Here is a 25,925-nt window from a genome sequence, read left to right on the forward strand (position 1 = left end):
TCGCTGCTCGCTTCAATCGCCGTATACAAGCGGCGCGCCGAATTCGCCGAATTCTCCCGATCTGCCGCCGCCCGAATCGCGTTCACGCCGGCCGCACCGCCCGCTCGCGTTGCTCGCGCTAGCCGCGTTCGCGCTCGCCGGCTGCACGGTTGGCCCGGACTACCGCCGCCCGCCCGTCGACACGCCCGCCGCCTGGTCCATCGGCCCGGCCGATTCGTACTGGCGGCCCGCCGCGCCCGCGCGCGCATCGCTCGCGCCCGACTGGTGGCGCGCGTTCGGCGATCCGCTCCTCGACGAGCTCGAAACCCGCGCGCTCGCGCACAACCCGAGCGTGCAGGCGATCGCCGCGCGCTACGACCAGGCGCAGGCGACGCTCGCGTCGGTCGCGTCCGCGCAATGGCCGAGCGCGGGCCTCGCCGCCGGCGCGTCGCGCGCGCGGATCTCGGCCGACCGCCCGCTCACGAACTACGCGCAGGCGAATCATTCGACCGTGCAGAACGACATGCAGATCGGCGCGACGGTCAGCTACGAGCCGGACCTGTTCGGCCGGATTCGCCGCTCGGTCGAGTCCGCGCAGGCGTCGACGGACCAGGCGCGCGACGACCTCGCGAACGCACGCCTCGTGATGACGGCGAACCTCGCGACGAGCTACCTCGCACTGCGCGAGACCGACGCGGAGATCGACGTGCTGAACCGCTCGGTCGCGCTGCAGCGCAAAGCGCTCGACTTCGTGTCCGCGCAGCATGACCTGGGCGCCGTGTCCGGCCTCAATCTGATGCAGCAGAAGGCGCAGCTCGACGCGACGCGCACGCAGGCGCAACTGCTGCTCAATCAGCGCGCGCAGCTCGAGCACGCGATCGCGACGCTCGCCGGCACGCCCGCGCCGGCGTTCTCGATCCCGCCGCGCGTACAGACGCTCGCCGCGCCGACGCTGCCCGCCGGGCTGCCGAGCGAGCTGCTGCAGCGCCGGCCGGACGTCGCTTCGGCCGAGCGCGCGATGGCGGCCGCCAATGCCGAAATCGGCGTCGCGCGCGCCGCGTATTTCCCGCGCATCACGCTCTCGCCCGCGCTCGGCTGGGACGCGACCCGCTTCGCGAGCCTCTTCACGGCGCCGAGCCTGCTGTGGTCGGTCGGCGCGTCGCTCGCGCAGCCGCTGTTCGAGGGCGGCCGGCTCGCGGCAGGCGTCGCGTACGCGCAGGCGGGCTACGCGGCCGCGCAGGCGAACTACCGGCAAACCGTGCTGACCGCGTTCGAGGAAGTGCAAAACGCGGTAACCGGGCTGTCGGTGCTCGACGAGGCCGAGCGCCGCGCGCGGGCGGCCGTCGACGATGCGCAGCGGCTCGTCGGCCTCGCGCAGGACCGCTACGCGGGCGGCCTGACCGCGTACATCGACGTGATCGGCGCGCAGCAGCAGTTGCTCGCGAGCGAGCGGCAGGAAGTGCAGATTCGCGGGCAGCGCGCGGCGCTCGTCGTGTATCTGGCGAAGGCGCTCGGCGGCGGGTGGAGCGCGGTGGAGACGGAAGAGGCGCAGCGGCCGGCAGGCGGCGCTCCGATGCCGGCCGCTGCGTCGCGGGATGCCGCGACGCGCGCGGCGGCGAACGGAACCGGAGCCGGAGTCGGAGTCGGAGTCGGAGTCGGAGTCGGAGTCGGGAACGAGGCTGGAACAGGCGAAGCCGCCGCGTCGACCGCCTTCGTGCCGGCTACTGCCGCGTCGGCCACTGCGACATCGGCCGTTTCCGCGCCGGCCGCATCCACGTCGGCCGCATCCGCGCCGGCCGCATCCGCATGGCTCGCCGTCACGCCAGCCGAATCCGCACGATCCGCCGGGATGGGCGCACAATCTACGGCGAACGCCGGGGCGACGCCGGCCGCCGCCCCGCCCCGGCGGCCGGCCGACGCGGCATAGCGGCACGCGACCGGCACAACGGGACAGAACATGAAAGTACTGATCGTCGAAGACGAAGCGAAAGTGGTCGATTACCTGAAGAGCGGCCTCGCCGACGAGGGCTGGGTCGTCGATGCCGCGACCGACGGTGAGGAAGGCGCATGGATGGCGCTCGAGTACGACTACGACGTCGTCGTCCTCGACGTGATGCTGCCGAAACTCGACGGCTTCGGCGTGCTCGGGGCGCTGCGCGCGCACAAGGACACGCCCGTCATCATGCTGACCGCGCGCGACCGCGTCGACGACCGCGTACGCGGCCTGCGCGGCGGCGCCGACGACTACCTGACGAAGCCGTTCTCGTTCCTCGAGCTCGTCGAGCGGCTGCGCGCGCTCACGCGCCGCGCGCGCGTGCAGGAATCGACGCTGATCTCGATCGGCGATCTGCGCGTCGACCTGATCAGCCGCCGCGCGACGCGCAACGGCGTGCGGCTCGACCTCACCGCGCAGGAATTCCAGTTGCTCGGCGTGCTCGCACGCCGGCGCGGCGAGGTGCTGTCGAAGACGACGATCACCGAGCTCGTCTGGGACGTGAACTTCGACAGCAACGCGAACGTCGTCGAGACCGCGATCAAGCGGCTGCGCGCAAAGCTCGACGGCCCGTTCGCGGACAAGCTGCTGCACACGATCCGCGGAATGGGCTACGTGCTCGAGGAACGCGCGGAAGAGGACGCGGAGGCCAAACGCTCATGACGCGCTCGATTTCCAGGCGGCTGTCGGTGCTGTTCGGCGTCGCGTCGCTGTTCGTGTTCACGCTCGTCGGCGTCGGCCTGTTCGCGATGATGGAGCGGCAACTGTTCGCCGAGCTGCGCGCGACGCTCGACACGCGCACGAAGATCGCCGCGATGATCGTGTCGCACGGCACGACGGCCGCGCGCTTCAAGATCACGCAGGACAAGCTCGCCGATCTCGAGCCGCCCGACGGCTCGACCCGCTATCACGTCGACAGCGCCGATCCGGCGTTCCGCTTCGGCAAGCCGGTCGAAGGCGAGCCCGACGGGCCCGCCGCGGACGGCTTCCTGCGGCTGCGCCCGCCCGGCAGCGAATACGACGTGATGACGAAGACCGTCGCGCTGCCCGCGAGCGGCGAGCGCCCGGCGCTCACGCTCGTCGTGTCGACCGCGTGCGAGCGCACGCAGAAGATGCTGCGGCACATCATGCTGACGCTCGCCGCGCTGATCGCGGCGGCGACGCTCGCGACGCTGCTGCTGAGCCGCGCGGTCACGCGCGTCGGGCTCGCGCCGCTCGCGCGGCTGTCGCGCGAGGCCGCGTCGCTCGGCCCCGCGAACCGGCGCCGGCGGCTGCACACCGACGCGCTGCCGCGCGAGCTGCACGATCTCGCGAGCTCGTTCAACGGCGCGCTCGAACGGATCGAGCACGCGCACGAGCGGCTCGAATCGTTCAATGCGGACGTCGCGCACGAATTGCGCACGCCCGTGAGCATCCTGATCGGCCAGACGCAGGTCGCGCTCGCGCGCGAGCGCTCGGCCGAGCGGCTGCGCGAGACGCTCGAATCGAATCTCGAGGAGTTCGAGCGGCTGCGGATCATCGTCAACGACATGCTGTTCCTCGCGCGCCGCGACCGCGGCGAGCGCGCGACCGATCTCGCCGACGTGTCGCTCGCGGCCGAGGTCACGCGCATGCTCGCGTTTCTCGACATGTCGTTCGACGACGCGCAACTGCGCGCCGAGCTCGCCGGCGACGCGCGCGCGAGCGTCGATCCGTCGCTGTTCGGCCGCGCGATGACGAACCTGCTGATCAACGCGATCCAGCACACGCGGCCGGACAACACGATCCGCGTGACGATCGCGGCGCGCGGCGAAACCGTCGAGATCGCGGTGTCGAACCCGGGCGAGCCGATCGACGCGGCCGCGCGCGCGCATCTGTTCGAGCGCTTCTACCGGATCGAGGAAGCGCGCGCGAACAGCAACGAGAATCACGGCCTCGGGCTGTCGATCGTGAAGGCCGTCGCCGAGATGCACGGCGGCGCCGTGTTCGTGTCGTGCGAACGCGGCTGGAACACGATCGGGTTCTCGGTCGCCGCGCGGCCCGCCGACGCCGAGCCGCAGGCGCACGACGCGCGCACGGCGGCAGCCGGGCCGCGGCCTACGCTGAAGACGACTTGAGCGGCCGGCGCGTTCGATGTCGCCGACGCCGCGCCGCCCATGCCGCCCCGCGCGCGTCGATGCGCGCGGCGCCCGCGGCCCCCGTCGCCGAAAGCCGCCGCCCCGCCCCATCGCCGAGCGCATGCGAGCGCGCATGCGGCTCAGCGCACCGCGACGCGCCTCGCCTCCTCGTCGTCCGTCTCGCGCAGCGGCACCGCGTCCTGCCAGCGCCGCACGTAATCGGGCACGCCCGCCGGCGCGGCGTCGGTGATCGGCGCGAAGTGCGCGTCGCGCATCGGCAGCACGCCCGCCCACACCGGCAAGCCGAGATCCGCCTCGTCGTCCTTCGGGCCGCCTGCGCGGATCTTCGTCGCGGCTTCGTCGAGCGCGATGCGCAGCACGGTCGTCGCCGCGAGCTCGTTCGCGTCGCCCGGCCGGGCGTCGCGGCTTCGGCCCGGCGCGATCCGCTCGACGAACGCATCGAGCACGGCCGCCTTCCGCGCATCCGGCACGACCTCGAACTCGCCGTAGATCACCGCCGACCGGTAGTTCATCGAGTGATTGAACGCCGAGCGCGCGAGCACGAGGCCGTCGAGATGCGTGACCGTCACGCACACCTGCGCGCCCGCCGCCGCGAGCTTCAGCATCCGGCTGCCGTTCGAGCCGTGGATGTACAGATGATCGCCCTCGCGCCAGCACGCGGTCGGAATGCAGTGCACGCCCGACTCGTCGGCGAACGCGACGTGGCATACGTACGCGTCGTCGAGAATCGCTTCGAGGGTCGCGCGATCATAGCGGCCGCGGTTGGCGACGCGGCGCACGCGGGTGCGCGAGCTCGGCGCGGTCGGGGGCCGAGCGGATTCGGCTGCGGTCGAGGTCATTCGGCGTGGCTCCTGGATGGACATGATCGTTTCGACAGGCTCGACGATAGAAAATCTGTGGCACCATGAATAGATCCATGAGATCGATCATTTTTGGAGCCACGATGGATTACGGCGTGCTGCTGTCGAACTTCGAGCGGGACAACGCGCACGACGCGCTCGCGCGCGCGTCGCAGCAGCATCGCCTTTATGCCTGCCTGCGCGCGGCGATTCTGAGCGGCACGCTCGAGCCCGGCACCTGCCTGATGTCGTCGCGCGCGCTCGCCGAGACGCTGCGGATCGCGCGCAACACGGTGCTTTATGCGTACGAGCGCCTCGCCGCCGAGGGCTTCGTCGTCGCGCGGCGGCAAGGCACGATGGTCGCGCGCGTCGGCCTGCCGGCGGCGTGCGCGGCCGCATCGCCCGCGCACGCGCGGCCCGTGCTGTCGCGACGCACCGCGGATCTGCCGGACACCGATGTCGACGACGAGCGCGAGCCGCTGTCGTTCCTGCCGGGCATGCCCGCGCTCGACCAGTTTCCGCTCGCATCGTGGCGCCGCGCGACCGAGCGCGCGTGGCGGCGCATCGGCCCCGCGCAGCTCGGCCATGCGCCGCTCGGCGGCAACCTGCGGCTGCGGCAGGCGATCGCCGAATATCTGCGCGTGTCGCGCGGAATCGGCTGCGAAGCGGAGCAGGTGTTCGTCACCGACGGCACGCAGCACGGGCTCGACCTGTGCGCGCGCACGCTCGCCGACGCGGGCGACACCGCATGGATCGAGAATCCCGGCTACGTCGGCGCGCGCTCGGCGCTCCAGGCGGCCGACCTGCGGCTCGTGCCGATCCCCGTCGACGCCGACGGCCTCGCGCCGAGCGCCGAGCACTGGCGCGCGGCTCCGCCGCGGCTCGTCTACATCACGCCGTCGCATCAGTATCCGCTCGGCGCGGTGATGAGCGTCGAGCGGCGCATCGCGCTCGTCGCGAACGCGCGCGCGGCCGGCGCATGGATCATCGAGGACGACTACGACAGCGAGTTCCGCCACTTCGGCGCGCCGCTCGCCGCGCTGCAAAGCCTCGGCGACGACGCGCCCGTCGTCTATCTCGGCACATTCAGCAAGACGATGTTTCCGACGCTGCGGATCGGCTTCGTTGTCGCGTCGGCGGCGCTCGCGCCGGAGCTGCGCCGCACGATCGGCGCGCTCGCGCCGCGCGGCCGGCTCGCCGAGCAGCTCGCGCTCGCCGATTTCATCGAGGCCGGGCATTTCACGCGGCATCTGCGCCGCATGCGCCGGCTCTACGAAGAGCGGCGCGACGTGCTGCAAGCCGCGCTCGCGCGCCATCTCGGCGGCGCGCTGACGGTGTCGGGCGGCGCGGGCGGCATGCACCTGTCCGCGCGGCTCGACGCGTCCGTCGCGGACGTCGACGTCGCGCGCGCGGCGCTCGCCCGCGCGATCACGGTGCGGCCGCTGTCGCGCTTCTGCCTGCCGGGCACCGATCGCGCCGCGTACAACGGCCTCGTGCTCGGCTACGGCGCGGTGCCGACCGAGCAGATCGACGCATGCGTGCGGCGGATCGGCCTCGCGATCGACGATGCGCGGCGCGGCGCGCGAAAACCGGCGCGAGACGCCGCGAGATGAGCCGGACGGCGCGCGGGCGCGAGCCCGCTCGCCATCGGCTCCGGGCTACGAAGCATCGGGCGCGTTCTGGCCGCTGCGGTAGGTTTCATTCAGGTAGAACTGCACCCCCTGCGTATTCTTGCTGCGCAACTGCACGATGCGATAGGCGGCATCCGACGCATTGTCGACGGCCAGGAAGCTGCACGCGATGGGCGACGTGGGCGCCGCCACCGCGACCGAAGTCGCGCCGCTCGTGACTGGCACGGTCGCTTCGCATCCGGCCTTGTTCTGGTCCTCGCTCTGAACGTTGATCTTGCCGAGCGTCAATTGCGCCGGGTTCGGCGAAGGCGAAGGCGGCGGCGTGAAGTCCACGTTCAACGCGGCTTGCGCGCCGGCGTACGCGCCCGTGGCCGACAGGAAACCCGCAGCCACGTCGGCGCCCAGCACCGGCCAGGCGCCTTGCGGATGGGCCGCGTCGTTGCCCTGCCCGTAGGCGTTGAGCCCCGCCTGCGCATCGATGAGCGGCGTCGGATTGAACACGCTGTAAGTGCCGAGCGCCGCGCCCGTCGCGTCGTACAGCGTGAACGTGTAAGCGCCGTACAACGGCAGCGAGCCGTCGAGCTTGCCGGTGCTCCAGAAGCCCTTGGCGGGCGGCGTGAACGCGCCGCCCGGCAGCGTGGCCCACGACCAGCGATATTCGTTGGTATTGCTGCCCGTCGTGGTTCCGGGCGCCGGCTGCGACGACGGCTGCTTCGCCATGATCGCCAGCGAACCGTCCCCCGTGACCGTCGAATGCACGAGCCACAATCCGGCGCTCGGCAGGCCGGGCCCCGTCACGTGGGCGGCATCGATGTTGCGACCGCCGGGGCCGCCCAGGTTCACGCCCAACGTGACGCCCGCATCGAAGAAGCTCGCATCGTGGCTTCCCGTGGAATTGACGAAGCTGTCGTGGAAATTGCGATAGGTCGCGCGCGACGTCGCCGAAATATCGAAGGGCAGCTGGTTGCCGACGATGTCCCAGCCATAGCGGGTTCGAACCGACGGTTGCACCGTCGTGTAGAGCGTGTACGGATACGCCTGCGGTTGCCCTTGCGCGGGCGCGGTCAACGCATAAGGAATGCCGATCAACGCGCCGGTGGCGCCTTGCCCCCCGGTCGCATTCGGAATGCCGACCGTCTCGACGATCGACGGCGTGCCGAACACGACGGTGGCGCTTTGCAGATTCGCATCGTATTGGGAAATGCGCGCATAGCCGTTGTCCATGTAGCCGGGATCGACCACGTTGCAGGCGGCCCCCGTGCCGCCCGCGGCCACGCATGCCTGCATGTCGGCGACGAGGCTCGCAAGGCCGGCGTTCAGCGAGGCAACCGTCGCGGCGGCCTCGGGGACGGGCGGTTGCGGCACGCTGCCCGGCGACTGCTGCGCGTTGAGCGTCAGGTCGACGTTTCCTTGCGCCGACGTCGCGCCGATGAAGGTCAGATACGTCGCGGAACCTTGAGCGACGATCCGGAACATGTCGATCACGGCGTCGGCGCCGGCATGGTTTGCCGAGAACGGCGCGCCGATCGGATCGAATGCGGCGGGGTTCGACACGCCGGCAGCGCTCAGGAAGTGCGTGAGATACGTGTCGAGCACCTGCGTGGCAGATTGCACCTTGGCCGGCGTGACCTCGGCGCTCAAATTGGCTGGTATCGCAAGCTCCAGCGGATTGCCCCCGGGCGTGAGGAGCGCGCTGACGGCCGTCGTCAGCGTGGTGACGTTGGCCGTCGCGCTTTGTCCGGCGGCGGGCGTGCTCGCGAGCACCGAGACGAACGGGCCGACCTGCCCCCCCGGATCGGTCGCGACGAGCGCGACGGGCTGCGCGAGCCCGGTCACGTCGAGCGTATACGCGCCGCTCACCCCCGCCTGGGTGGTCACGGTCTTGCCGTTCACGTCGACGGCGGTGACGACCGCGTTCGGCACCGGACTGCCGCTTGCGACCGTGCCGCTCACGGTCGCGCCCTGCGCCGCGCCGCCCGGGCCCGAATTGGCGTTTGCGCCGCCCACCGAATTTCCGTCTGCGCCGCAACCCGCCAGCATCGACGAAATGGCCGTCGCGACACCCATCGCGGCAAGCCGTAGCCTGATCTGATTTTTCATCATCGTCCCCTTAGCCGTGCGTATCATTTTCAGGAAGAGCCACCGAGTGGCGCCTGGACCGAATCGCGTCGACGCCGCGCTTCGATCCGGCACCCATCGTGGTCGGAATGCGATCGCGGCGCATCACCCGTTCGAGGTATCGATCGAGCGCGGCGGCATGTCATGATCGAGGCTCGAGGCGGCGCCGCGTCGAGGGGGGCGGGATGAACGAACGCACTGAATTTCCGGCCGGGCCGCTGTCGAGCCTGATTGGTCTGATTTATGAGACGGCGAACGACGACGACCTGTGGCCGCATCTGCTGCAGGCGATGGCGGATTTCCTGTCGGACGCCCGCGTTCACGACGCGCTGCCGATTCCGCGGCACGAGACTGACCGCATGGTCGCGAGCTGGTTCGACGGCATGGGCAACCCGCTGCCGACGAGCGCGACGGCGGCCGAACGCCAGATCTTCACGCTTCTCGCGCCGCACTTCGTCCGGGCTTGCGACATGCGCCAGCGGCTGACCGATTCCGACGGGCAGCGATGCCTGAGCGAAAGCGTGCTCGATCGGCTGCCGGTCGGCATCGCGCTGGTGGCGCGCAACGGCGCGATCGTCCACATGAACCGGGCGACGCGATCGATCCTGAATGGCCACGGCGGCCTGGCGATCGTCGCCGGCCGCCTGGAATCGCGGCCCCGGCGGCTTCTCGACGACGCGTTGCGCGACGCGCCCGAGCATGCGCAAACGCAGGCCGCATTCCGGCTCGACGGCGGGCAAGCGGCGCTGTCCGTGCTCGTGAGCCGCGTCGCACGGGAAGCGGGAACGAACGCGCACGCGATGGTCTGGGTCGCCAGCTCGGATGCGCCGCTCGTGCCGGAAGCCGGCCTGAGCGCGCTCTTCGACCTGAGCGCGGCGGAAGCGCGGCTCACCCAGCGGCTCGTGCGCGGGATGACGCTGGAGGACGCCGCGCAGGATCTCGGCACGAGCGTGAACACGGTCAAGACCCAACTGAAATCGGTGTTCGCGAAGATCGGCGTGCGGCGCCAACCGGAACTGGTTCAGGCGATCTGGTCGACGCCTCTCTGGCTCGATCAAACCGGAACGGCGCAACCATGGTCTCGCCTGCGCCGGCCACCCGCGGCCGCCGCGCGTTCGCCCGCGCAAGAGGACGGGCGCCTGCGCCTGCCCGACGGCCGGTGGCTAGCGTGGTCCGACAGCGGCGATCCGGACGGCCTTCCCCTGATCCTGATGCACGGCCTGTCGTGCTCGCGGCACCTGCGGCATCCGGACGACGCCTTGCTTCGCGAGGCATCCATCCGGCTCATCATTCCCGAGCGTCCGGGCACGGGCGATTCCGATCCGATGCCGGGGCGGCGAGTGTCGGACTGGCCGGCGGACGTCGCGGCCCTGGCGAATCATCTCGATCTGACGCGCTTCGCCGTGCTCGGCTATTCGGCGGGCACGCCCTACGCGCTCGCCACCGCGCGAGCGATGGCGGACCGCGTGGATGCGCTGTTCGTCGTGGGCGCGACGCCTCCCGTCGAGCGCTTCGAGGATATCCGCGCATACTCGGCCCATTTCCGCATGGCGCTGATGGTGGCGCGCTACACGCCCAACCTGCTGCCGCCGCTACTGCAAGTCGTGATACGCAGCATTCGCAAGGACGTGTACGGCTATATCGAATCCATCCTGCAATCGATGCCGGAAGTGGATCGCCGGGTGTTCGAGCATGCGGAATTTCGCGAAAACTACGCGCGCGAATTGCTGGCCGGCGTGAGGCACGGCACACGGCACTTCGTCGCCGAAACGCTGCTGAACGTCCATGGCTGGCAAATCGACGGCGAGCGCTTCGCGATGCCCGTCGAGCTCTTTCACGGCAGCCTGGACTGGCACATCTCGATCGACGCCGTGCGTCGGCTGACGGCGCGCATTCCGGGCGCCCGTCTGCATGAAATCGCGGATGGCGGGCACTTTCTGATCTATTCGCACTGGCGGGACATTCTGAGTTCGATCCGGCAATCCGTCGCGCGTCATGCGTGCGCGGACGAATAGGTCCGCCAGTAGGTCCACCGCAAGAGCCGCCCGCCGCGCCCGGACGCCGCGCCGGTCAGCGAACGGCGGAGCCGCGCAGCAAGCCGCCGCGGTCGGCTTCCGAGCAGGTCGCGAAGCCGTGCCGCGAGACGACGCCGCGCCGATCGAACACGACGTAGTACGGACGATGGTCGTTGCCGTGGCGTAAATCGTAGTTGTAGCAGACGCCCGAGCCGTTGCGCACCATCCAGACGCTCGCCGGATTGCCGCCCGCCGCCACGATCTGCGTCTGCGTCGCGCCCGGCTGCGCGGCCGCCTTCGGCAGCGGCAGCCTCGCGTACGAGAACGAATCGAACCAGCCGCTGAACCACGAACAGCCGCTCAACAGCAGCGCGGCGGCGAGCGGAAAAGCGAGGGCGGGAACGGTGCGGTTCGTCGTCTGGAATGGCATGCGGCTCAACCGTGCGGCGCGATGCCGTCGCAGTGGAAAACTGCATGCTAATCGACGTTTCGCTGTCTTTTTGTTGAATTTTCTTAAAACAGTCGGAAAAACAACGCACCGTTCGTTCGACGTGCGCCGTCAATCGACCCACTCCGCCCACAGCACGGTCAGCACCGTCATCAGCGCCGGGCCGACGAACAGGCCGAGCAGCCCGAACGTCTCCGCGCCGCCGAGAATGCCGAACAGCACGAGCAGAAACGGCAGCCGCGCCGAGCTGCCGATCAGCACCGGCCGCACGAAGTGCTCGGCGACGAACACGACGACGAAGCCGAACGCCGCGAGCCCGATCGCCCAGCCGGCCGCGCCTTGCACGAACAGCCACAGCGCGGCGCCGCAGAACACGAGCGGCGCGCAGAACGGCAGCATCGCGGCCACGGCCGTGACGAGGCCGAGGAGCGCCGCATGCGGCAAGCCGGCGAACGCATACGCGATGCCGAGCAGCACGCCCTCGCCGAAGCCGACGACGACGAGCCCCGTGACCGTCCCGTGCACCGCGGCCGCCATTCGCTGCAGCAGCGCCGCGCCGTTGTCGCCGAACGCGCGCCGCACGCCGGTCAGCAGCGCGCCCGACAGGCGCGGGCCGGCCTGGAAGATCACGAACAGCGTGACGAGCATGAAGCCGAACAGCACCGCCGCGTGCGCGACGCGCGAACCGAAGTGGCGGCCGAACGTGACGACCGTCCCGCTGTCGACGCCCTTCACCGCCGCCGGATGCAGCGGCTTCGCGAGATTCGCCTGCCACCACGCGCTCGCCTGCTGCGAGCCGAACGGCAGACGCGACAGCGCGTCGGGCGCGGGAATGCCCGCCTGCTCGGCGCGATGCAGCCAGCCGAGCAACTCGTGGCTCTGGTCGACCGCCTCGACGAGCCCCGCCGCGATCGGCACGACGACGAGCAGCGCGATCGCCGTCGTCAACGCGGCGGCGACGAGCGTCGCGCGGCCGTGAAAGGCGGGATGCGCGTCGATGCGGCGCAACGCCGGCCACAGCGCGATCGCGACGACGCATGCCCATGCGATCGCGGGAATAAAATCGCGAATCACCCACAACGCGAGCGCGACGAGCGCCGCATACAGCGCGCCGAGCGCGATCGACTGGGCCTTCGGGCGGCCGGACGGCTCCGGCGAGACAGGTGCGTTCTGGACCATGAGGACTCTTGGCGAATTGGGAAAGCGCGGCGCGCCGCGACATCGCCATCTTAATGGACGCGCACGACGATGCCGGTGCGGCGGCCGACCGTCGCGCGCGCCTGCTCAGCGCAGCGTTTTCGTCATGAACACGCGGCTCGTGCCGGGCGGATCGCACGGCACTTCGCCGAAGCGGCGCCAGCCGAGCTTCTCGTAGAACGCGGGCGCCTGAAAGCTGATCGTGTACAGCACGGCCGCGCCGCAGCCGCGCCCGCGCCCTTCCTCCTCGGCGAGCCGCAGGATCGCGCGGCCGATGCCGTCGCCGCGCAGCGCGTCGGCGAGATAGAACAGATCGACGAACATCAGGCCGAGCGACGTGCGGCCCGTCAGGCCGCCGAGCAGCGCGCCCGTGTCCGGGTCCTTCGCGAACACCGCGAGCGCACGCTCGTCGTTCACGCCGGCGCGCTCGACGTTGTACGCGGCGAGGCCCGCATCGATGAAATCGATCTGGGCGGGTTCGGGGCGATCGGTGACGACGAGCGTGACGGGCGGCATGGCAGTCCTTCGGGCGTGGCGGATGGCGAGCGGGATGGCGAGTCGAATCGAGACGGCCATCTTATCGCGCAGGCGCGACGCGCTCAAACACCGTCGAACATGCTCGAATACGTGCAAACGCGCGCGAGCGCCCGCCGCGCACGCCCGTTACGCAGTTGCCCGTTACGCAGCTGCCCGCTGCAAGTTGCGCGCCGCGCCGTCAGCCGACGACGTGATAGCCGCCGTCGACATATTCGACGTTGCCTGTCAGCGCAGTTGCATCGTCGCTCGCGAGGAACGCGGCGACATGGCCGACATCGTCGATGTCGACGAGGCGATGCCCGGGCGTGCGCTCGCGCACGCGTTCGAGCAGCGCGTCGAAGCGGTCGATGCCGGACGCTGCGCGCGTCTTCAGCGGCCCCGGCGACAACGCGTGCACGCGAATGCGCCGCGGCCCGAGTTCCGCGGCGAGGTAGCGCACCGAGCTTTCGAGCGCCGCCTTCACGGGCCCCATCAGGTTGTAGTCCTCGACTGCCCGTTCTGCGCCGTAGAACGTGACCGTCAGCAGGCAGCCGCCGTTCGCCATCAGCGGCTCGGCGAGATGCGCGACGCGAATGAACGAATGGCACGACACGTCCATCGCCATCGCGAAGCCCGCCTGCGAGCAGTCCGTCACGCGGCGATGCAGGTCCTCCTTCGGCGCGTACGCGATCGAGTGCAGCACGAAGTCGAGCCGCCCCCATTCGCGCTCGATGCGCGCGAACACGCTTTCGAGCTGGCCGGGCTCGCGCACGTCGCACGGCACGACGAGCCCGCTTCCGAGACGCTCCGCGAGCGGCCGGACATAAGGCTCGGCCTTGTCGTTCAGGTAGGTGATCGCGAGCTCGGCGCCCTGCTCGCGCATGACGCGCGCGCAGCCGAACGCGATGCTGCTTTCGTTTGCAATGCCGATGATCAAGCCACGCTTGTTCGGAAGACGCATAGGGATCTCCTTCGACGGTCGAGCATGAGCCGCCGAGCGACGGGCCGGATCGCGCCGCGCGAAGCGGTATGCCGGCGGCGCGGGCGCGTCGGCGGCCGGTGGATGCGGGCCGGCGTATTCGTGCCGCGAATGCCCGGCCGCCTTCGATGCTGGCCGAGCGGGCGGATGCGCGTCGCTCCGCCCGTCGACTGTCGGGGATCGATGCGGTTCGCGTGTTGATCGATGTCAACAGGATGCGGGAGCGCAAATCGCATTGCGCCTGTTGAAATCGGCGCGCGCTTCATCGCGGGACGGCCATGCGCGGCGCATGATGAACGCCGCGCGACGAGTGCGCACACGATGGGCGATGGGCGAGCGATGAATGGCGAATGGCAAGCGGCGAGCAGCCGGGGGTGCGGGGTGCGGGGTGCGGGGTGCGGGGTGCGGGGTGCGGGGTGCGGGGTGCGGGGTGCGGGGTGCGGGGTGCGGGGTGCGGGGTGCGGGGTGCGGGGTGCGGCGAATGGCGACGCCAAGTGACGCCCGCCGATCCGAAGCCGTCCATTCCTGCCTCAAAAAACAACGCGCGTTTCGTCGAAGGAAGCTATCGCGCGACACATGACGAACGCCGCGCCCCGCAAGCGTCGACGCTGAACGCCTCCCGCCGACCGAGGCGGCGTGAAAACGCAAATCCACTCGGTTGTCGAGTGTCGCTTTACCCTTCCCGCGCTGTCACGCAGCCAATACCGCGCGATCTGGACGGTGGACTCTCTCGACTGGCGCGTTCGGCGTGCGTTTTCATTTTCACGCAGCCTCGACCCGATGCCGATCGCGAGCGCCGAACGAAAAACGGGCGGACGACATCTCGCCGTCCGCCCGCTATCAGGTCATCCGCGCCGTGACGATGTCGCGCGGCGAAAGCTCGTTCGCGCGAGCCCGCTTCGCGAGCGAACACGCATTCAAGCACGCGACATCGAGGCACCGACCGATCGAGGCCGCATCCGCCGCCCCGAACGCCGCGCAAAACGCCGCCCCGCATGCCGCCCCGAACGCCTCGCCGCCCGTCCCTGCGCGCCCGCGCCCCGCCCGGTAGCGCGGCGCGGCACGCCGTCAGGCCGCGCGATAACGCTCGAGCCAATGCGCATACGGCGCGGGCAGCGTCCACGACGCCCGCTCGACGCCGAGCTCGAGCGCCGCGCGATACGGCCAGTGCGGATCGGCGAGATGCGCGCGGCCGACCATCACGAGATCGAGCTGCCCGTCCTTCACGACGCGCTCGGCGAGCGCCGGCGTATCGATCCCCCACGCGGACGCGACGGGCAATTGCGCTTCGCGGCGCACGCGCTCGGCCACCGGCGCGAGAAACGCGGGGCCCCACGGAATGCGCGCGTCGGGCGTCGAGAAGCCGACCGTCACGCTCAACAGGTCCAGCCCTTCCTGCTTGAAGCGCTTCGCGAGCCCGATCGATTCGGCGAGCGTCTCCTCGTCGCGGCCGTCGTATTCGATCACGCCGAAGCGCGCGGTGAGCGGCAGGCGCTCCGGCCACACCTCGCGCACGGCCGCGAGCGTCTCGACGAGAAAGCGCCCGCGATTCTCCGCGGAGCCGCCGTATGCGTCGGTGCGGCGATTCGAATGCACCGAGAAGAAGCTCTGTGCGAGATAGCCGTGCGCGAAATGCAGTTCGAGCCATTCGAAGCCCGCGTCGCGCGCGCGCTTCGCGGCCGCGACGTAATCGGCCTTCACGCGCGCGATGTCGTCCGGCGTCATCTCGTGCGGCACCTTCGACAGATGCGCTCCGTACGGCACCGCGGACGGCGCGATCGTCTGCCAGCCGCGCGCGTCGCCCGCGGCGATGTGATCGTCGCCTTCCCACGGCCGGTTCGCGCTCGCCTTGCGGCCCGCATGCGCGAGCTGGATGCCGGGCACCGCGCCCGCCGCCTTGATCGCATCGACCGAGCGCTCGAACGCGGCGGCCTGCTCGTCGTTCCAGAGCCCGGTGCAGCCCGGCGTGATGCGGCCTTCCGGCGACACCGCGGTCGCCTCGGCGATCACGAGCCCCGCGCCGCCGCGCGCGACGCCCGCGAGATGCACGTGATGCCACTCGTTGGGCACGCCTTCCTCGGCGACGTACTGGCACATCGGCGGCACCGCGATGCGGTTGCGTAGCTTGACGTCCTTCAGTTGAAACGGTTCGAACAATGCAGCCATCTACTACTCCTTCGATGTTCGTGTTTAGGGTCGGTGAGGTGACTCGAGTGACTTGGGTGATTCGGGTGATTCGGGTGATTCGGGTGATTCGGTGACGCGGTGACACGGTGACGCGGTAACGCGGTGACGCGGTAACGCGGTAACGCGGTAACGCGGTAATTCGGTGATTCCGTGACGCAGGTGATGCCGGTGATGCGGCGCGACGACCTCGCCCGGCGATGCGCACGCACCGCGATGCAAATCGACGCGACTCGATCCGGCTCGATGCCTCGACGCGAGTTGAATCGACTCGACGAAAACGCCGCGGGCGACGCGCAACGCGGCCGCCCGCGCGGCGTATTACTGCTCGAGCAGCTCGAGCAGCGCCTCGGCGACGGGCTCCGACGACGCCGGGTTCTGCCCGGTGACGAGCAGCCCGTCGACGACCACGTGCGGCGCCCAGTCGGCCGCGCGCGAGTAATGGCCGCCGTTCGACTTCAGCATGTCCTCGACGAGGAACGGCACGACCTCGGTGAGCTCGACGGCCGCCTCCTCGCTGTTCGAGAAGCCCGTGACGTTGCGGCCCTTCACGAGCGACGCGCCCGACGGGCCCTTCACGTTGCGCAGCACGCCGGGCGCGTGGCAAACGGCCGCGACCGGCTTGTCCGTCGCGATCGCGCGCTCGATCAGCGCGATCGAATGACGGTCCTCGGCGAGATCCCACAACGGGCCGTGGCCGCCCGGGTAGAACACGGCGTCGTAATCGTCGATCGACACGTCGGCGAGCTTGCGCGTCGACGCAAGCGCGGCCTGCGCTTCGGCGTCCTTGTCGAAACGGCGCGTCGCGTCGGACTGCGACGCCGGATCGCTGCTCTTCGGATCGACGGGCGGCAGCCCGCCGCGCGGCGACGCGAGCGTCAGCTCGGCGCCCGCGTCCTTCAGCGCGTAGTACGGCGCGGCCAGCTCCTCGAGCCAGAAGCCGGTTTTCTTGCCGGTCGCGCCGAGCTCGTCGTGCGAAGTCAGGACTACGAGAATCTTCATTTGGATGCCCTCCTTGATGTCTTGAGAATCAGGCGGCGCGGCCCGGACGGGCCCGCCGGCCGTGCGCCGCCGAGGCGGCCGGCCGCCTGCTTGCCCGCGCCGCGAGATAGCGTGGGCTTCGCCGCGGCGTGCATCGAGTGCCGCCCCGCTGCCGGGCCACGTCGCGTTGCGCGGCTCGCGTGATGTCGTGCGTCATGTCGTGCGCCGCATCGCTTCGGTCCGTATCGGAGCAATCGGGCCTCGACGCGGCGTGCGCGCATCGCACGCCGGCACCGTGCGCGCTTCCCGCCGCCCGAATGTCCCGCCGCACGGCTTCGTCGACGCGCCCGCGGGCGCATTCCTCGGCGCGTTCATCGCCCCGCCTGTCATCGTCGAACGGACGCGGCTTCGCGTCGGGCGCTTTCGGCGCTCGGCAAGCGTGGATCGATCGTGCATCGATCCGTTTGTCGAACCGGATTCGGATCGCGTTGCGATCGTCGAACTGTCGCATGTTGCATGCCCTCTAATAGACCAGTCGTCTATAAAATGACCGCAAAAAACGCGGCGGCGCGATTTCGACTTTCATCGTACGCGCCGCCGCGCATCGCAATTCGCGTTCAGCGTGCTCCCGGCAAACCGAGGATGCGCCGGGTGGTCGCCATCGCGATCGCGAGCGGCTCGCCGCTGCGCCAGATCTTTTCGATCAGCGTCGCGCCGACCCACAGCTCGTACAGCATCGCGGCCGTCTGCCGCGGGTCGAGATCGACCTTCAGCGAACCGTCTTCGAACGCCGCCGCGATGCACGCGGCGAGCCGCGCGACGATCTGCGACGTGCCGCGCTCGAGCGCCACGCGCATCGCTTCGGACAGATCGCAGACTTCCGCGCCGAGCTTCACGACGAGGCACTTGCCTTCGGGGTCGTTGCCCGCCTGCATCTGCTGCCACTGGCCCCAGTAGCGCATCAGCCGGTCTGCCGCGGGGCCGGAGCCGCGCACGAGCAACGCGTCGAGGTGCGCGAGGTAGTCGGCGAAGTAGGACTCGAGGATCGCCTCGCCGAATGCCTCTTTCGACCCGAAATAATGGTAGAACGACCCCTTCGGGACGCCGGCCGCCGCCAGAATCTCGTTCAGGCCGACGCCCGTGAAGCCCTTGCAGAGCATGATGGGCTTGGCGGTGTCGAGGATGTGCTGCCGGACGTCGGCGGTGGTGGCTGCTGCGTTCATGAGGGTGGATGATAGCGCGAGATTAGACCAGTCGTCTAGCAACCGGAAATTGGCCCTGAGGCCGGCGCGGGATGCGCTTGGCCGCACGGCTGAAAACGGCGGGACAAATCGGCGACGTCGGCGCGGTCCGGGCTTCGCGTTCTTGATCGCGCCGTCGCCCGTTGGCTGCTCGCCTATCGCGCGGCGGGCGCAACTTTGTCGTGTCGTGCGGTGCGTTGTCCGAGATCGGCCAGTTTCCGTCGTTAGCCATGGTCGGCGCACGATCAATCAAGCGGCTGCCTCGCTCAAGCAGCGGACCGCCTGCTGATTTTGCATGAACGACCGAGGCTCATGCGTTGCGCCGATCAACTATGGCGCAACCGATCCAAGCTCGTGCTCACCGGTTGCCAAGTAGCCTTGCCGTTCACGACGGTATTGGACCGGCGAGACGCCGCGCGCCAACTTGAATGCGCGGCTGAAAGAAAATTCCGACCCGTAACCAACGCGCGACGCGATTTCACCCAGCCGTAGCTCGGTTTCCTCCAGCAGCTGTGCAGCAATGCCCATGCGCCAACGCGTCAGGTACCGATCGATACCGGGTTCTTCAGGCAGGCCGCGAATCCGCGGCGGAAGATTGGAGCGCCGCGCCCGAGTGAGGAACCATCCAGGGCAGCCGGAGAGTGACGAGGAACAGCAGCGCGTGCAGAGCGCAAAGCAGGCTGAACGCCGCGACGAAGGCGCCGGACGTCGTCGCGGTATCGGGCGCGCCCGACAAACGCCATCCCAGGAAGGTCGCGCAGAGTGTCGTCAACGTCGGGCCGCCCAGGCGCTGAACGATGTTCATGGCGGTCGTCGCCATCGGCAGATCCTGGCGCGCCACTGACGCATAGCCCGACGCGATCGACGGAATGCCAATGGCGCTGACACCGACACCCCGAATGAAGAGGCTCGCCGCCAGGACGGAGACGACCAGGCCGTGCCGGGACAGGAAGACGAGCGGCAGAGTCCCTGCCAGAGCCGTGAGCGCGCCGCAGGCCGCGAGCTTGCGAATGCCGAACCGCTTCGTGAGACGGCCCATGAATGGATAGGTGCACATCATGCCCAATCCCAGAGGCGCAAGCAGCCAGCCGGTTCGGCCCGGCGACAGACCGCAGGCGCGGACCAGATAGACCGGAATCAGCATCTGGCCTGCGAAGGAGACGCCGTTGACCATGAACATGGTGGCGATCGACGTGGAAAACACCTTGCCCTTGAGCAGCCGAAGGTCGATCAGCGCGGCGTCACCCTTGGCCTGCGCCATACGGCAGAACAGCGCGAACATCACGACGGAGACAGCCAGGGCGACGACACCGACGCGCTCGCCCAGATGATCCGAACCGTAAAGGAACAGCACCAGCCCCGGCGATAGCAGGGTCAGCCCGAGCAGGTCGAGGCCGCGCGGCCGTGTCTCCTGCCGATCATCGGACAGGAATGCCGCCGCCAGTGCGAGCGCCAGGACGCCGACCGGCAGGTTGATGAGGAAAAGCCAACGCCAGGAGGCGAATTGGACGATCGCGCCGGCGACGACGGGCCCCAAGAGAGGCGCGAGCAGGACCGGCAACGCGGCGACGCTGATCACCTGCGCCATCTGCTTGCCAGCGGCGCGGGCGATCATCATCTGCGCCATCGGCGCGAGCAGGCCGCCGCTCATGCCCTGGACGATACGGAAGGCCACCAGTGAATTCGCGGACCATGCCAGCCCGCACAGTGTCGAAGAGAGGGTAAAGGCCGCGAAGCACCAGAGATAGAGGGCCTTGGCGCCGATGCGATCGACGAGCCAGCCATTGAGCGGAAGCGTCAGCGCGAGCGCCAGCAGATAGCCGCTCGTCACCCACTGGATCGCAGAAAGGCTGACGTGCAGATCGGCGGCAAGGCTCGCGAGCGATACGTTGACGACAGTAGCGTCGAGTTGCGCCATGAAGGAGCCGATGGCCGCGACACAGACCACTTTCCACACGCCGGAAGCGAGGCGATCGGCTTGACCGTCGCCCGCAGTCGACACCGGGGGGCTGTCCTTCGGCGGCAAACTCATACGCGATCAAGAAGGCTGACGATCGCCTGCGTGGAGCCCGTTTCGCCCAATCGCGGAAATATCCGGGCGACGCTGTTATCGTGCGCCTCGAGGCTCATGTCGGTCATCGCGTCCAGCGCCAGGGTGACGTTGAACCCGAGTTCATAGGCGTGGCGGGCGGTCGATTCCACGCCGATGCTGGTGGCGACCCCGGCGAGCACCAACTGGGTAACGCCAAGAGCCTTCAACCGTGCCTCGAGATCGGTATTGGTGAAAGCGCCCCACGTCCTCTTGGCCACCAGCAGGTCGTCAGGCTGCGCGTTCAACTCAGGCACGAGATCCGCCCAATCCGCCGGCAAGCCTTCGAGGCTGTAGCTTCGTTCGGTCCGGCCGGGTGCGGCGCCCGTGACGTTGACCAGCACGACCGGCAAACCGCGGTTCCGGAACGCGGCGGTCAAGGCAGCGGCGCACGCGAGGACGCCGCCGATGGGATGGGCGACCGGCAGCCCGGCGATGCCTTTCTGAAGATCGATGGCGACCAGTGCCGTTCTCGGGTCGAGGGTCGTTACGCTCATAATATGCATTCCTGATTTTATGCGGATGAGAAGAACCGCATGCCGGCGGCACTTCGCTGCCGGACGTACTGCGCGCCGTTCGGAACGTTAAGAGTCGCCGAGCCGCCTGATAAGCGGAATAGCCGCGGCGAGCGTCTGGATCTCCGTCCGGTCGAAGCCCGCAAGCGCCGCGATCAGCCATTCGCGCTTGGCCACGGTATGCCGCCGACGCTCTTCAAGACCCTTCAAAGTGGCCGCGAACAGTATCTGGCGGCCGTCGGTCGGATGAGGCCGGCGCTCGACGCTCCCCTCTTCTTCGAGGCCGGCCAGAATCGACTTCATCGACTGGGGCTTCATCGATTCCGCGCGTGCAAGATCGGCCGTCGTCATCGGGCCTTCACGTTCCAGCCGCGCCAGCACGCTCGACTGGGACAAGTTGAGTTCGCCGGGATTGGCTTCCGAGCGAAGCCTGCGCACCAGTTGGCCAATCGCCAACGTCAGGTCAGTGACGGTGAGTTCCAGCGAAGGATCGGATATGGGTGAACGAGTCATGAGAGGAGCATAGAATACGACAGCTAAACTTGCAAGTTAAACTGCCTAAATTGCCCGTCCGCAAAGATTGACCGCCCAAAGGTTGGATGGGCGAGACGCTCTTCATCGAGCTTGCAATCGCGAATTGGCTTTGTTGGCAAAAAGGCCGTTCCCTGCGCGTAAGCGGACAAGCCTGCGGCGTGAGTCCGAGCGGCAGCGACGGATCGGCAAGCGCCGATCGCACGCCCCGAGGTCAGTCGTCCGTGGACGCACGCACCTTCGCTTGATCCAGCCGCGCTGTCCCATGCCATGATCGCGCTCGTTGAATAGTCGGATGGCGCGCCGTCTCGCGCGCGCGGCGAGGCCGGGATGATCCGCTACGCCGGCAGACCGCTCATTCAGCGTGTTCTTCTCCCCTTGCCGTTGCGAGAAAAGCGCCCTCTTGCCGAATGGAGACAAGAGGCAACGAGAAACCTATCCGGTCAGCACGATATCATTCACGGCCGCGAGCACCAGGCTGCGAGTCCGCCGGCGGTGATCCGCGCGTCGAAGCCCGATGCCGCGACGCCTCACGAACTTCGCCCAGGTATTCCAACCCGCGAGCCAGACGCATATCATTCGCGCATCGCGCATTTGCAGGGCCGCCGGCGCGCCACCTCCAACGGACGGGGCGGCGCGCTCGCCCGCGCGGCGCAGCACACAGGAATCCTCGATGAACAACAAGCGTTACCGGACGGAACTCGTCGCCGCGCTGCTCTGGGCGGCGCTGTATCTCGCGACCGGCTACATCTCGCACGCGTTCAACGGCCCCGTGCGGCAGACGGGCTACATCTGGCTGCCGGCCGGCGTCACGATCGGCGCGTTCATGCTGCGCCCCGTGCGCGAATGGCCGACGCTGGCCGCCGCGTTCCTGGCCGCGCAGCTCGCGCTGACGGGCATCGAGCACGGCAACCTGTTCAACGCGGCGCTGTTCACGATCGACGAGGTCGGCGCGGCCGCGCTCGCGGTAGGGTTCGTGCGGCGCATCCGTTTCTCGCTCGAAGGCCTGTATTTCCTGCGCTCGGTGATCCTGGCCGGCGTGATCGCGGGCGTGCTCGGCGCGATCGGCGGAGCGGCCTGGTACGCGCTCGTCAACGGCGCGTCGTTCATCGACGTCGGCCTCGTGTGGGCCGCGTCCGATTTCGTCGGCGTGCTGCTCGTCACGCCGGTGCTCGCGTCGTGGTCGCGCTTCCGCGCGCATCGCTCGGGCGATCACGAACGCTTCGACCTGATGCTCGGCTTCGTCGCGTTCGCGCTGGTCGTGATCGGCGCCTTCGCGATCTTCGATGGCGACAGCGCGTCGAAATTCGGCATCGGCGCCGGCTTCGCGATGACCTACATCCCGCTGTTCCTGACCGTCGCGGTGGCGCTGCTGCTGGGCGGCCGCGCAGGCTCATCGTCGGTGCTCGTGCTCGCGCTGATCGTGATCATGCAGACCGCGCAGGGCGACGGCCCGTTCGCGTCGCTCGACGCGCATCACGGCCGTTCGCTGCTCGAGGCGCAGCTCTATCTCGCGGTTGCGTCGCTGCTGGTGCTGACGGTGAGTACGCTGAAAACGACCCGAGAACGCGTGCACGAACACGCGGCGGTACTGCAGAACAACATGGAGCTCGCGCTCGCGAGCGCCGGCCAGATCGCGTACGTGCTCGATCCGCAATCCGGGCGAATCGACTGGAGCGGCGACGTCGAGCGCGTATTCGGCGTCGGCGTCGACGCCTCGCAGATCGCAAGCGTGTCGCGCGTGCTCGAACGCGTGCACCCCGGCGACCGCGACGCGCTGCGCGACTACTGGCGCGCCGAGATCGCGGGCGAGGAGCGCGCGTCGCTGTCGCTGCGCGTCGTGCGGCGCGACGGCGGCACGCAGACGATCACCGATCACGGCGCGCCGCTGCTCGACTCGAACGTCGACGTGACGGTCGTCGCGGGCGTCTGGCAAATCGAGCGCGTGTGGCCGGCGGACGAATGAGCGAGCGGGCGACATGACCGGCCAGACCGGCATTCTGCTGATCCACGGGCTCGGCGGGACGCAGTACGATCTCGGCTCGCTGCACAAGGCGATGCGCCGGGCGGGCGGCGACACGCACATGATCACGCTGCCGGGGCACGGCACGCGCCCCGAGGATCTCGTCGGCGTGCGCGCGGAAGCGTGGCTCGACGCGGTCGCCGAGCAGTATCGCGCGCTCGAGGGCGAGTACGAGACCCTGCATGTCGCGGGCATGTGCATGGGCGCGCTCGTCGCGCTGCTGCTGTGCCAGCGCGTGCGGCATGCGCGCGGGCGGCTCGCGTTGCTGGCTACGCCGATGTTCATCGACGGCTGGTCGACGCCCTGGTATCGATCGCTCAGACATCTGCTGTATCGCGTGCCGGGCGTGTCGGAGCGGCTACGCGTCGACGAGGGCGAGCCGTTCGGCATCAAGAATCCGACGATTCGCGCGATCGTGAAGAAGAAGTTCGAGCGTCAGGACAATTTCCACTACCCATGGGTGCCGCTTGCGTGCATTCGCCAGGTCGACCGGATGCGCAACTGGGCGCACGCGGCCGCAGCCGACACGCAATGCCCGACGCTCGTGCTGCACGCGCGCGAGGACGAGCTGACGAGCCTGCGCTCGGCCGACTTCCTGCTGAAGCGCTTGCCCGACGCGCGCGGGATCGTGCTGGAGAACAGCTACCACATGATCTGCGCGGACAACGATCGCGATGAAGTCGCCCGGCAGGTTCTGACGTTTTTCGGCTTCGATCCGTCGCACGCGGCGAGCCCGGCGATGGCGCGCAGGATGCGGCGGGTCGAACCGTGAACGTGAGCGCGAACGTGCCCTCTCCTCGGCACGTGCCGGTCGGGCCGCGGCGCCGCGTCGAGCCCCCTTGCGCGCCTGAACCCGGCGGCACGCAGTCGCTCGACGCCGCAAGCCGGATCGTCGGCAATTCACCGCTCGCCATCCGGGAAAACGATCGATGGACTTTCGCTCGCTGTTCCGGGCGCCCGGCTCGCAACAAGCTGCGCGGCGCTCAAACGCCGCCGTTCATCGAACCGTCGGTTGCAAACAGTTCGGCCATCCGGAATTCCGGATTCAGGTTGACGACCGCGCGATCCCGGCTCAGGACGTCAATTGGCTGCTACGCCATTTCGAGCATCGCGTCGCCGAAGGCGAGCGGTTCCGCGCCGGAGAAACGCGGCAAATCGGCTGGATGCTGACCATGATCGAGGCCGGGGCGTGCGGCTTTCTGCGCGTCATGGAACCCGACATGAAGGCGATTCCGATCAAGTTCGTCGATTCGGTCGACAACACGCTGAAGCACCTGCGCAGTCAGAAAGACGTCGCCGAAAGCATCGCCGCGGATCGGCAACCGGACTTTCCGTCGCTACGACAAAGCGCCGTGGCGCACGTCGAATACAAGCGTGCCGGCCGCGCGCTGATGACGCGCGCCGCTGCTTGCGATACGGACTCGGGCTGGTCGCTCACGGATCTGGCCGACGAAGCCGGTTCGCAAGATCCCGCGCGGTTCGTCAGGATTTCGCTCTATCAATTGGGTATCGACAGAGCCGACCTGATCAGATTCCTTGCGTTGCCGCCCGGCCTCCAAGTGGTCGCCGGCGATCCGACGATCCATGTGATGGGACCTGAAGGCGAGATTCGACCTGCACCCGGCTCGTATCTGGATGCGTTGAACAAGCTCCGTGCGCGACGTCACGTCGAATGACCGCGACCGAAAGCCGCTTCGCCTGCCGCAAGCCGATTTCCGTCATCCCGATCGCTCGATGCGTTTACCCATCGGGTCTGCCGCCCGCCGGCACGCGTGATCCGCTGATGGCCCGACGTCGCCGCGTTGGAACGGCTTGCATACGACAGCGCATCGGCTACGCTTGATTTGCCCTATCCCTACCACGATCGACACCATGCGAAAAAACGCCGAATCCATGCGCCGTTCCGGCCGGTGCGCAACGCGCGAGGCCAACTGGAAAATCCGGAACCGCATCGCTCGTCGAATGACGACGGCGCTGCTGACATTGGCGCCCCTGGCCGCCCACGCGGCCCCGCCTCCATCGAACCTCATTCCCCAGGACGCCGCCCAAGCCCAGACCACAACCGCCGCCGGCGTTCAGATCTACGCCTGCGAGTACGACGCCAACCACCGTCTGGCATGGACCTTCCAGCACCCCGAAGCCACGCTCTACGACGCCTCCGGCACTGCCGCGATCCGGCACGGCGCGGGCCCGTCATGGGAAGCGCGCGACGGCAGCCGCATCGTCGGCGAGAAGATCGCCGATGCGCCCAGCCCAAACGCGGACAGCATTCCGCAGTTGCTGCTGTCGACGCACGCGACCGCGAGCGGCTCGCTCGCGTCCGTGCGCTACGTGCAGCGTCTCGACACGAAAGGCGGCGCCGCACCCGCCACGCCGTGCACGGCCGAGCATCAACTCGGCAGTTCGCCGTACTACGCGCGATACGTCTTCTGGAAGTGACGCGAGCGAAGCGGCGAGCAAGCGGACGCCCGCTTCACGCGATATCGGCATCGGCGCACATGCGAGCGACGCGCATGTGATGGGAGGACG

23 protein-coding genes are annotated in these 25,925 nt (G+C 69.0%); 9 read left to right on the forward strand and 14 right to left on the reverse strand.

The window, feature by feature from the left end:
• Positions 1-109 precede the first annotated feature (109 nt).
• From WT60_RS29125 to WT60_RS29135, 3 genes are read left to right on the forward strand one after another with little or no spacing between them, the layout of a single operon-like run.
• Positions 110-1,906: an efflux transporter outer membrane subunit gene (locus WT60_RS29125; RefSeq protein ID WP_236860892.1), complete on the forward strand. Its 1,797-nt coding sequence runs from the start codon at positions 110-112 to the stop codon at positions 1,904-1,906.
• 30 nt (positions 1,907-1,936) lie between these two features.
• Positions 1,937-2,635 (forward strand): heavy metal response regulator transcription factor, encoded by a 699-nt coding sequence (locus WT60_RS29130; protein WP_038747675.1) that lies wholly within the window; start codon positions 1,937-1,939, stop codon positions 2,633-2,635.
• Positions 2,632-4,068, forward strand: a complete 1,437-nt coding sequence (locus WT60_RS29135) for a heavy metal sensor histidine kinase (RefSeq protein WP_060356518.1) — start codon at positions 2,632-2,634, stop codon at positions 4,066-4,068. Before WT60_RS29130 ends, WT60_RS29135 begins: the two co-directional genes overlap by 4 nt.
• 140 nt (positions 4,069-4,208) lie before the next feature.
• On the opposite strand, the gene WT60_RS29140 is transcribed toward WT60_RS29135, so the two are convergent.
• Entirely contained in the window at positions 4,209-4,928 is a 720-nt protein-coding gene (locus tag WT60_RS29140; RefSeq protein ID WP_038747670.1) for a pyridoxamine 5'-phosphate oxidase family protein, read from the reverse strand.
• A gap of 104 nt (positions 4,929-5,032) precedes the next feature.
• On the opposite strand from WT60_RS29140, the gene WT60_RS29145 reads away from it, so the two are divergent.
• Positions 5,033-6,541: a PLP-dependent aminotransferase family protein gene (locus WT60_RS29145; RefSeq protein ID WP_060356517.1), complete on the forward strand. Its 1,509-nt coding sequence runs from the start codon at positions 5,033-5,035 to the stop codon at positions 6,539-6,541.
• Positions 6,542-6,586: 45 nt separating this feature from the next.
• Here the strand turns inward: WT60_RS29145 and WT60_RS29150 are convergent, their stop codons facing one another.
• Positions 6,587-8,566, reverse strand: a complete 1,980-nt coding sequence (locus WT60_RS29150; protein ID WP_145986904.1) for a carboxypeptidase-like regulatory domain-containing protein — start codon at positions 8,564-8,566, stop codon at positions 6,587-6,589.
• 296 nt (positions 8,567-8,862) lie between these two features.
• Between WT60_RS29150 and WT60_RS29155 the strand changes: the two genes are divergently transcribed.
• The gene (locus WT60_RS29155) at positions 8,863-10,692 is read left to right on the forward strand and encodes an alpha/beta fold hydrolase (protein WP_052145066.1); all 1,830 of its coding nucleotides are present in this window, start codon (positions 8,863-8,865) and stop codon (positions 10,690-10,692) included.
• A gap of 55 nt (positions 10,693-10,747) precedes the next feature.
• Here WT60_RS29155 and WT60_RS29160 read toward each other — a convergent pair whose 3' ends face one another.
• The 12 genes from WT60_RS29160 to WT60_RS29220 form a co-directional block, all read right to left on the reverse strand.
• Complete coding sequence (locus tag WT60_RS29160) at positions 10,748-11,122, reverse strand: outer membrane protein assembly factor BamE (protein WP_038747662.1); 375 nt, start codon at positions 11,120-11,122, stop codon at positions 10,748-10,750.
• A 129-nt stretch (positions 11,123-11,251) separates the two neighbouring features.
• Complete coding sequence (locus tag WT60_RS29165) at positions 11,252-12,319, reverse strand: AI-2E family transporter (RefSeq protein WP_059641892.1); 1,068 nt, start codon at positions 12,317-12,319, stop codon at positions 11,252-11,254.
• 105 nt (positions 12,320-12,424) lie between these two features.
• Positions 12,425-12,853 (reverse strand): GNAT family N-acetyltransferase, encoded by a 429-nt coding sequence (locus tag WT60_RS29170; RefSeq protein ID WP_038747657.1) that lies wholly within the window; start codon positions 12,851-12,853, stop codon positions 12,425-12,427.
• A gap of 199 nt (positions 12,854-13,052) precedes the next feature.
• A complete protein-coding gene (gene fabI / locus WT60_RS29175; RefSeq protein WP_038747654.1) occupies positions 13,053-13,814 on the reverse strand; it encodes an enoyl-ACP reductase FabI in 762 nt (253 codons plus the stop codon).
• A gap of 1,086 nt (positions 13,815-14,900) precedes the next feature.
• Positions 14,901-15,998 carry an NADH:flavin oxidoreductase/NADH oxidase gene (locus tag WT60_RS29185; protein WP_038747652.1) on the reverse strand — a complete coding sequence of 366 codons (1,098 nt, stop codon included), beginning with the start codon at positions 15,996-15,998 and terminating at the stop codon, positions 14,901-14,903.
• Positions 15,999-16,337: 339 nt separating this feature from the next.
• Positions 16,338-17,018 (reverse strand): type 1 glutamine amidotransferase domain-containing protein, encoded by a 681-nt coding sequence (locus WT60_RS29190; protein ID WP_059641896.1) that lies wholly within the window; start codon positions 17,016-17,018, stop codon positions 16,338-16,340.
• Between the two features lie 28 nt (positions 17,019-17,046).
• On the reverse strand, positions 17,047-17,508 hold the full coding sequence (locus WT60_RS29195) for a hypothetical protein (protein WP_236860893.1): 462 nt from the start codon (positions 17,506-17,508) through the stop codon (positions 17,047-17,049).
• 106 nt (positions 17,509-17,614) lie between these two features.
• The gene (locus WT60_RS29200) at positions 17,615-18,220 is read right to left on the reverse strand and encodes a TetR/AcrR family transcriptional regulator (RefSeq protein WP_059578577.1); all 606 of its coding nucleotides are present in this window, start codon (positions 18,218-18,220) and stop codon (positions 17,615-17,617) included.
• Between the two features lie 348 nt (positions 18,221-18,568).
• Positions 18,569-18,820, reverse strand: coding sequence for a helix-turn-helix transcriptional regulator (locus WT60_RS29205; RefSeq protein ID WP_348982047.1), 252 nt, complete (start codon positions 18,818-18,820; stop codon positions 18,569-18,571).
• Positions 18,804-20,270, reverse strand: coding sequence for a DHA2 family efflux MFS transporter permease subunit (locus WT60_RS29210; RefSeq protein ID WP_060355435.1), 1,467 nt, complete (start codon positions 20,268-20,270; stop codon positions 18,804-18,806). Before WT60_RS29210 ends, WT60_RS29205 begins: the two co-directional genes overlap by 17 nt.
• On the reverse strand, positions 20,267-20,824 hold the full coding sequence (locus tag WT60_RS29215; protein WP_060355439.1) for an isochorismatase family protein: 558 nt from the start codon (positions 20,822-20,824) through the stop codon (positions 20,267-20,269). Before WT60_RS29215 ends, WT60_RS29210 begins: the two co-directional genes overlap by 4 nt.
• Positions 20,825-20,911: 87 nt before the next feature.
• On the reverse strand, positions 20,912-21,355 hold the full coding sequence (locus tag WT60_RS29220) for a MarR family transcriptional regulator (protein ID WP_059578596.1): 444 nt from the start codon (positions 21,353-21,355) through the stop codon (positions 20,912-20,914).
• Positions 21,356-22,046: 691 nt separating this feature from the next.
• Here WT60_RS29220 and WT60_RS29225 point away from each other — a divergent pair.
• The 4 genes from WT60_RS29225 (at position 22,047) to WT60_RS29240 (ending at position 25,835) form a co-directional block, all read left to right on the forward strand.
• Positions 22,047-23,339 (forward strand): MASE1 domain-containing protein, encoded by a 1,293-nt coding sequence (locus WT60_RS29225; RefSeq protein WP_059670287.1) that lies wholly within the window; start codon positions 22,047-22,049, stop codon positions 23,337-23,339.
• Positions 23,340-23,352: 13 nt separating this feature from the next.
• Positions 23,353-24,168: an alpha/beta fold hydrolase gene (locus WT60_RS29230; protein WP_059578604.1), complete on the forward strand. Its 816-nt coding sequence runs from the start codon at positions 23,353-23,355 to the stop codon at positions 24,166-24,168.
• A 157-nt stretch (positions 24,169-24,325) separates the two neighbouring features.
• The gene (locus WT60_RS29235; protein WP_060355436.1) at positions 24,326-25,072 is read left to right on the forward strand and encodes a hypothetical protein; all 747 of its coding nucleotides are present in this window, start codon (positions 24,326-24,328) and stop codon (positions 25,070-25,072) included.
• A 286-nt stretch (positions 25,073-25,358) separates the two neighbouring features.
• The gene (locus WT60_RS29240; protein WP_038747630.1) at positions 25,359-25,835 is read left to right on the forward strand and encodes a DUF3455 domain-containing protein; all 477 of its coding nucleotides are present in this window, start codon (positions 25,359-25,361) and stop codon (positions 25,833-25,835) included.
• Positions 25,836-25,925 lie beyond the last annotated feature (90 nt).

This window comes from Burkholderia sp. MSMB617WGS, assembly GCF_001532025.2.
Lineage (GTDB): Bacteria > Pseudomonadota > Gammaproteobacteria > Burkholderiales > Burkholderiaceae > Burkholderia > Burkholderia savannae.